Origin of the sequence: Mesorhizobium sp. M0771 (assembly GCF_040320155.1) — a bacterium.
In the GTDB taxonomy this organism is placed as follows: domain Bacteria; phylum Pseudomonadota; class Alphaproteobacteria; order Rhizobiales; family Rhizobiaceae; genus Mesorhizobium.
In genome coordinates this window covers 359,558-366,586 of record NZ_JAMYPC010000005.1, presented here as the reverse complement: position 1 = coordinate 366,586, position 7,029 = coordinate 359,558, and the positions used below count along the sequence as shown (strand labels likewise).

The following is a 7,029-nucleotide window of genomic DNA, read 5'->3' as shown; positions in this document are numbered from 1 at the left end:
CGAGGCTTCCAGCGCCTGGCGCATCACCTTGGTGTTGCCGGTGCAGTCGAATGTGTAGTCGGCGCCGCCGATCTGGTCGGCGCCGCGCTTGGTCAAGTTGACGAGGTGAGGAACGATGTCGCCGTCGATCTCCTTCGGATTGACGAAATGCGTCATGCCGAAGCGCTCGCCCCATGCCTTCTTGTCGTTGTTGAGGTCGACACCGATGATCATGTCGGCGCCGGCGAGCTTCAGGCCCTGGATGACGTTGAGGCCGATGCCACCGAGACCAAAGACGACAGCAGTCGCGCCTTGCTCGACCTTCGCGGTGTTGATGACCGCGCCGATGCCGGTGGTGACGCCGCAACCAATGTAGCAGATTTTGTCGAAGGGCGCGTCCGGGTTGACCTTGGCGACGGCGATCTCGGGCAAAACGGTGAAATTGGAGAAGGTCGAGCAGCCCATATAGTGGAAGATCTTGTCCTTGCCGATCGAGAAGCGCGAGGAGCCATCGGGCATCAAGCCTTGGCCCTGCGTGGCGCGGATGGCGGTGCACAAATTGGTCTTGCGCGACAGGCAGGATGGGCACTGCCGGCATTCCGGCGTGTAGAGCGGGATGACGTGGTCGCCCTTCTTGACCGAGGTGACGCCCTTGCCGACATCGACGACAACGCCAGCGCCTTCATGGCCGAGGATTGCCGGAAACAGGCCTTCGGGATCAGCGCCCGACAGGGTGAACTCGTCGGTGTGGCAGATGCCGGTCGCCTTGATCTCGACCAGCACCTCGCCTTCGCGCGGTCCGTCGAGGTCGACCTCCATGATTTCCAACGGCTTTCCGGCGGCGACAGCGACAGCGGCGCGGGTTTTCATCAGGCAATTCCTCCCAAGGCGATTGGTCTTCAGGCTTTCAGGGTTTTTATACTGTTTCAACCCGATTTGGCGACCAAATATGGCGCAAATCTTGGCCCAGTCGTCGGCGAGCCCAACCTTCGCCCCTCGGCACGGGCCTGGCGGGCAGGGAGTGTCTTGATGGGTGCGCTGCCGGCGGTGCTTGAGCCCGGCTGCCGAAGCCCATAAGAAGGACGAAAGACCGAGGAAACGCCTTCGATGTTCACGAAAATCCTGATCGCCAATCGCGGCGAGATTGCTTGCCGCGTCATCAAGACGGCGCGCAGGATGGGGATTGCCACCGTAGCGGTCTATTCCGACGCCGATCGCGACGCCGTGCACGTCGAAATGGCCGACGAAGCCGTGCATATCGGGCCATCGCCTGCCGCGCAAAGCTATCTTCTGCCTGAAAAGATCATCGCTGCCTGCAAGGAGACGGGCGCGCAGGCCGTGCATCCCGGCTACGGTTTTCTGTCGGAGCGGGCCGCCTTCTGCGACGCGCTTGAGGCTGAGGGCATTGTCTTCATCGGTCCGAAACCCAAGGCTATCAAGGCGATGGGCGACAAGATCGAATCGAAGAAGTTCGCCAAGGCCGCTGAGGTGTCGACGGTTCCCGGCTGGCTTGGTGTCATCGAAAATGCCGACCATGCCGAAAAGATCGCCGGCGAGATCGGTTATCCCGTGATGATCAAGGCCTCGGCCGGCGGCGGCGGTAAAGGCATGCGCATTGCCTGGAGCCAGTCGGAAGTGCGCGACGGCTTCGACCGGGCGCGCTCGGAGGCGAAAAGCTCGTTCGGCGACGACCGCGTCTTCATCGAAAAGTTCGTCGTCGATCCGCGTCATATCGAAATCCAGGTGCTGGCCGACGCGCATGGCACCGCCCTCTATCTCGGCGAGCGCGAATGCTCGATCCAGCGTCGGAACCAGAAGGTGGCGGAAGAGGCGCCGTCGCCATTCCTCGATGCCAGGACGCGCAAGGCGATGGGCGAGCAGGCCGTGGCGCTGGCCAAGGCGGTCGACTACCAGAGCGCCGGCACCGTCGAGTTCATCGTCGATGCTGAAAAGAACTTCTATTTCCTTGAAATGAATACACGATTGCAGGTCGAGCATCCGGTGACGGAGCTTGTTACCGGCATCGACCTGGTTGAGCAGATGATCCGCGTCGCCGCCGGCGAAAAGCTCGGCATCAAGCAGAGCGACGTCACGCTGAACGGCTGGGCGGTGGAAAGCCGGCTCTATGCCGAGGATCCCTATCGCAATTTCCTGCCCTCGATCGGCCGGTTGACGCGCTACCGGCCGCCGGAGGAGGGCACGTTCGGCGATGTCGTCATCCGCAACGACACCGGCGTCACCGAAGGCTCCGAGATTCCGATGTTCTATGATCCGATGGTGGCAAAACTCTGCACCTGGGCGCCCACGCGTATCGAGGCCATCGATGCCATGTCGGAAGCGCTGGACAGTTTCGTCGTCGACGGCATCGAGCACAACATCCCGTTCCTGGCGGCGCTGATGCAGCATCCGCGCTGGCGCGAGGGGCGGATATCGACGGGCTTCATCGCCGAGGAATATCCTGACGGCTTCGCGCCGATCGTGCCCAATGGCGATGAAAAGGCAGTGCTGGCGGCGATCGCCACCGCGGTCGAGCTTCTGCGCCGCGATCGGCTTGACCGGCTGGGCGGGCGGCTGGCGCCGCATTCGGGCGCACTCAAGCGCGATTGGGTGGTGAAGCTCGGCGACGACTATCTCCAGGCTTCGATCATCGAGGGCATGATCTCCATTCCGATGGAAATCGATCTGTCGGTCGATGGCGGCAAAGCGCTGACCGTGGCGTCCGACTGGCGGCCGGGCGACCTCATCTGGCGCGGCACTGTCGGTGCCCGCAAGGTCACGGCGCAGATCAGGCCGCTGCCGAACGGCCTGCGCATCGCCTGGAAGGGCATGTCGGTGACGGCGCGCGCCATGCTGCCGCGAACGGCGGAGCTGGAAAGGCTGATGCCGGAGAAGGTGGCGCCGGACACGTCCAAGATGCTGCTTTGCCCGATGCCGGGCCTGGTCGTGTCGATCGCGGTTGCCGAGGGGCAGGAGGTCAAGGCCGGCGAGACGCTGGCCGTGGTCGAGGCGATGAAGATGGAAAACGTGCTGCGCGCCGACCGCGATCTTGTCGTGTCGAAGCTCAACGCCAAGCCGGGTGACAGCCTGGCTGTCGATGCGGTGATCATGGAGTTCGCCTAGAGATTGTTTGGAAATTCTACTCCGGCGGCCATCTGAAGGTGGTTTCTGCGCTTCCCGTGCTCACGGACCAATGGCCGCTGCGCTCCGGTTCTCGGAACCACCATCATATGACTCGAATTTCGAAACAATCTCTGAGCCGTGCGGCTGGGTACGGAAGCCTGTGGTCGGTGGTCATTTGTGCTGGACTGGCATCGCCCGGTCCGGGACAATACATCTCCATCGACTCAAAGCCCTTCGAGCAATTTGAAACATCATGGCGGATGACAAACTTCCACGCGATCCCCTGAGGCGCGAAGCAGCGCTCGCTGCTGCGCGCCCGGAGGCGCCGGCGCGGCCGTTCATCCATCTGCGGGTGCATTCGGCGTATTCGCTGCTCGAGGGCGCCTTGCAGGTCGCCGCCGTTGTCGGTCATGCCGTCAAGGACGAGTGCCCGGCAATCGCAGTCACCGACACAAACAATCTGTTCGGCGCGCTGGAATTTGCCCAGAAGGCGGTGAAGGAAGGCATCCAGCCGATTATCGGTTGCCAGATCGATCTCGCCTTTTCCGGCGAGACCAGCGACGCGCAGCGCGACCGCCGCCGCCATGGTCCGGAGATGCACGCCGTGGTGCTGCTCGCCGCCACCGAGGCCGGCTACAGCAACCTCGTCAGGCTGGTCAGCCAAGTCTATCTGGAGACGCCGCCGGGCGAGCCCGTGCATCTGACGTCAGCAATGCTGGAAGGCCATAGCGATGGCCTGATCTGCCTCAGCGGCGGGCCGCGCGGCCCGATCGGCCGGGCGCTGAAGGAGGATCGCCGAGATCTTGCCGAGACGCGGCTTCTGGCACTCAAGGCGCTGTTCGGCGACCGGCTCTATGTCGAGCTGGACCGTGTTTCCGGTTATGACCGCGCTATCGAGAAATCATCGGTCGACCTTGCCTATATCCATGATCTGCCGCTGGTCGCCACGAATGAGGCGTTCTTCGCCGCCCGCGACGACTATGACGCGCATGATGCTCTGATCGCCATTGCCGAGGGTTCGGTGGTTGCCGCCGACAACCGTCGCCGGCTGACTTCGGACAATTTCCTGCGCAGCCAGGCGGATATGGCGCGGCTGTTCGCCGACCTGCCGGAAGCGATCGACAACACCGTCGAGATCGCGCTGCGCTGTTCCTATTATCCCAAGACCCGCAATCCGATCCTGCCACGCTTTACCGGCGGCGATGTCGCCGACAATGAGGTGGCGCTGAAAGCGGAGGCCGATGAACTGCGCCGGCAGGCCCATGAAGGTCTCGACGCCCGGCTGGCGGCGCATGGACCCACCGCCGGCTACACGGTCGAACAATACCGCGAGCGGCTCGATTTCGAGCTCTCCATCATCGAGAAGATGAAATTTCCCGGTTACTTCCTGATCGTGGCCGACTTCATCAAATGGGCGAAGGCGCAAGGCATTCCGGTCGGGCCGGGCCGTGGTTCGGGCGCCGGATCGCTGGTCGCTTATTCCACCACCATCACCGATATCGATCCGCTGCGCTTCTCGCTGCTGTTCGAGCGCTTCCTCAATCCGGACCGCGTGTCGATGCCCGACTTCGACATCGACTTCTGCCAGGATCGGCGCGAAGAGGTCATCCGCTACGTCCAGCAGAAATATGGCCGCGACCAGGTGGGACAAATCATCACCTTCGGTACGCTGCAGGCGCGCGCGGTGCTGCGCGACGTCGGCCGCGTGCTGCAAATGCCTTACGGCCAAGTCGACAAGCTCTCCAAGATGGTGCCGCAGAACCCGGCCAATCCGGTCAAGCTGGCGGATGCCATCGCCAACGAGCCGCGCTTTGCCGAGGAGGCCGAGAAGGAGCCGATCGTGCAGACGCTGCTCGATATGGCACAAAAGCTGGAAGGGCTCTACCGCCACGCTTCGACGCACGCCGCCGGCATCGTCATCGGCGACCGGCCCTTGTCGGAACTGGTGCCGATGTACCGCGATCCGCGCTCCGACATGCCGGTCACCCAGTTCAACATGAAATATGTCGAGCAGGCCGGGCTCGTAAAATTCGACTTCCTCGGCCTGAAGACGCTGACGGTGCTGGAGACGGCGGTGAAGCTGATCCGCCGGCGCGGCATCGAGATCGACCTGGCGACGATCCCGCTCGACGATCCTGAAACCTACGCCATGCTGTCGCGCGGCGAAGTGGTCGGTGTGTTCCAGGTGGAAAGTGCCGGCATGCGCAAGGCGCTGATCGGCATGCGGCCCGACTGCATCGAGGACATCATCGCGCTGGTGGCGCTCTACCGTCCCGGCCCGATGGAGAACATCCCGACCTACAACGCCAGAAAGCATGGCGAAGAGGAGATGGCATCGATCCATCCCAAGATCGACCATCTGGTGAAGGAGACGCAAGGCGTCATCGTCTACCAGGAACAGGTGATGCAGATCGCGCAGGAACTGTCGGGCTATTCGCTCGGCGAAGCCGATCTGCTGCGTCGCGCGATGGGCAAGAAGATCCGCGCCGAAATGGACAAGCAGCGCGAGCGTTTCGTCACCGGTGCGGTCGAACGCGGCGTCGGCAAGCCGCAGGCCGACTTCATCTTCGACCTTCTGGCCAAGTTCGCCGACTACGGCTTCAACAAATCGCACGCGGCCGCCTACGCCGTCGTGTCCTACCAGACCGCCTATCTCAAGGCGCATTACCCCGTCGAGTTCCTGGCGGCGTCGATGACGCTCGACATGGGCAATACCGACAAACTCGCCGATTTCCGCCAGGATGCGCTGCGTCTCGGCATCGAGGTGGTGGCGCCGTCGGTGATGACCAGCTTCCGCAATTTCGAGGTCGGCGAGAACCGCATTTACTATTCGCTGGCGGCCCTCAAGGGCGTCGGCGACGCTGCGGTCGAGCACATCGTCGCCATGCGCGGCGAAAAGCCGTTCAAGAATCTCGCCGATTTCTGTGAAAGGGTCGATCCCAAGATCGTCGGCAAGCGCGTCTTCGAAAGCCTGATCATGGCCGGCGCGCTCGACTGCTTCGGCCACGGCCGCGCCCAGATGATGGCCGGCGTCGAACGGATGATGGGGCTGGCTTCGCTGGCGCAGCAGAATGCCATTTCGGGCCAGCACGACATTTTCGGCGCGTCGCTCGGCGCGCAGCAGCAGGCGCTCAATTTGCCGCAGACCGATCCGTGGCTTGCCGCCGACCGGCTGCACCGTGAATTCCAGGTCGTCGGCTTCTATCTTTCGGCGCATCCGCTCGACGAGTACAAGGCGGCCCTGCAGAAGATGCGCGTGCAGAACTGGGGCGAGTTCTCGGCTGCGGTCAAACGCGGTGCCGCCGCGGGCCGGCTCGCCGGCACCGTCACCACCAAGCAGGAGCGCAAGACCCGAACCGGCAACAAGATGGGCGTCATCGCCTTTTCCGACACATCTGGCCAATATGAAGCCGTGCTGTTTTCGGAAGGGTTGGCGCAGTATCGCGATCTGCTCGAGCCCGGACGTTCGGTGGTGATCACCGTTTCGGCCGAGGATAGGCCCGAAGGGGTCAATCTGCGCATCCAGACGGTGCAGTCGCTGGAGGATGAGGCCAGCCGTATCCAGAAGGCGCTGCGCATCTTCGTTCGAAATGACGGGCCTGCGTCGGCGATTCAATCGCAGCTTACCCAGCGTGGGGAAAGTCAGGTAAGCATTATCGTCATCAAAGAAGAGGCGCAGGGCGAGATCGAGATCGAATTGCCCAACCGCTACCGCATCTCGCCGCAGATCGCGTCGGCCATGCGCGCGGTGCCGGGTGTGGTCGAAGTCGAGCTCGTCTAGGCTGCGCTGATATACACGGCAATCCCATCGACGTCGGCCAGTGCATGACGGCATAAAGATGCTCTGGGCCTGACATTGCAGCCGATAGGGCCAGCGTGCGGGGCGTGGTTGACCTGACCTTCCTTTGAACCACATGCGTTGAGCAGAAA

3 protein-coding genes are annotated in these 7,029 nt (G+C 62.9%); 2 read left to right on the top strand and 1 reads right to left on the bottom strand.

The features are described from left to right. A partial coding sequence (locus tag NKI05_RS11055; RefSeq protein WP_352792366.1) for an alcohol dehydrogenase catalytic domain-containing protein occupies positions 1 to 849 on the bottom strand: 849 nt, incomplete at its 3' end. Between the two features lie 237 nt (positions 850 to 1,086). On the opposite strand from NKI05_RS11055, the gene NKI05_RS11050 reads away from it, so the two are divergent. Continuing rightward, complete coding sequence (locus NKI05_RS11050; RefSeq protein ID WP_023815379.1) at positions 1,087 to 3,099, top strand: acetyl-CoA carboxylase biotin carboxylase subunit; 2,013 nt, start codon at positions 1,087 to 1,089, stop codon at positions 3,097 to 3,099. 253 nt (positions 3,100 to 3,352) lie between these two features. Continuing rightward, positions 3,353 to 6,880 (top strand): DNA polymerase III subunit alpha, encoded by a 3,528-nt coding sequence (gene dnaE / locus NKI05_RS11045; protein ID WP_023714245.1) that lies wholly within the window; start codon positions 3,353 to 3,355, stop codon positions 6,878 to 6,880. The last annotated feature ends 149 nt before the right edge of the window (positions 6,881 to 7,029 follow it).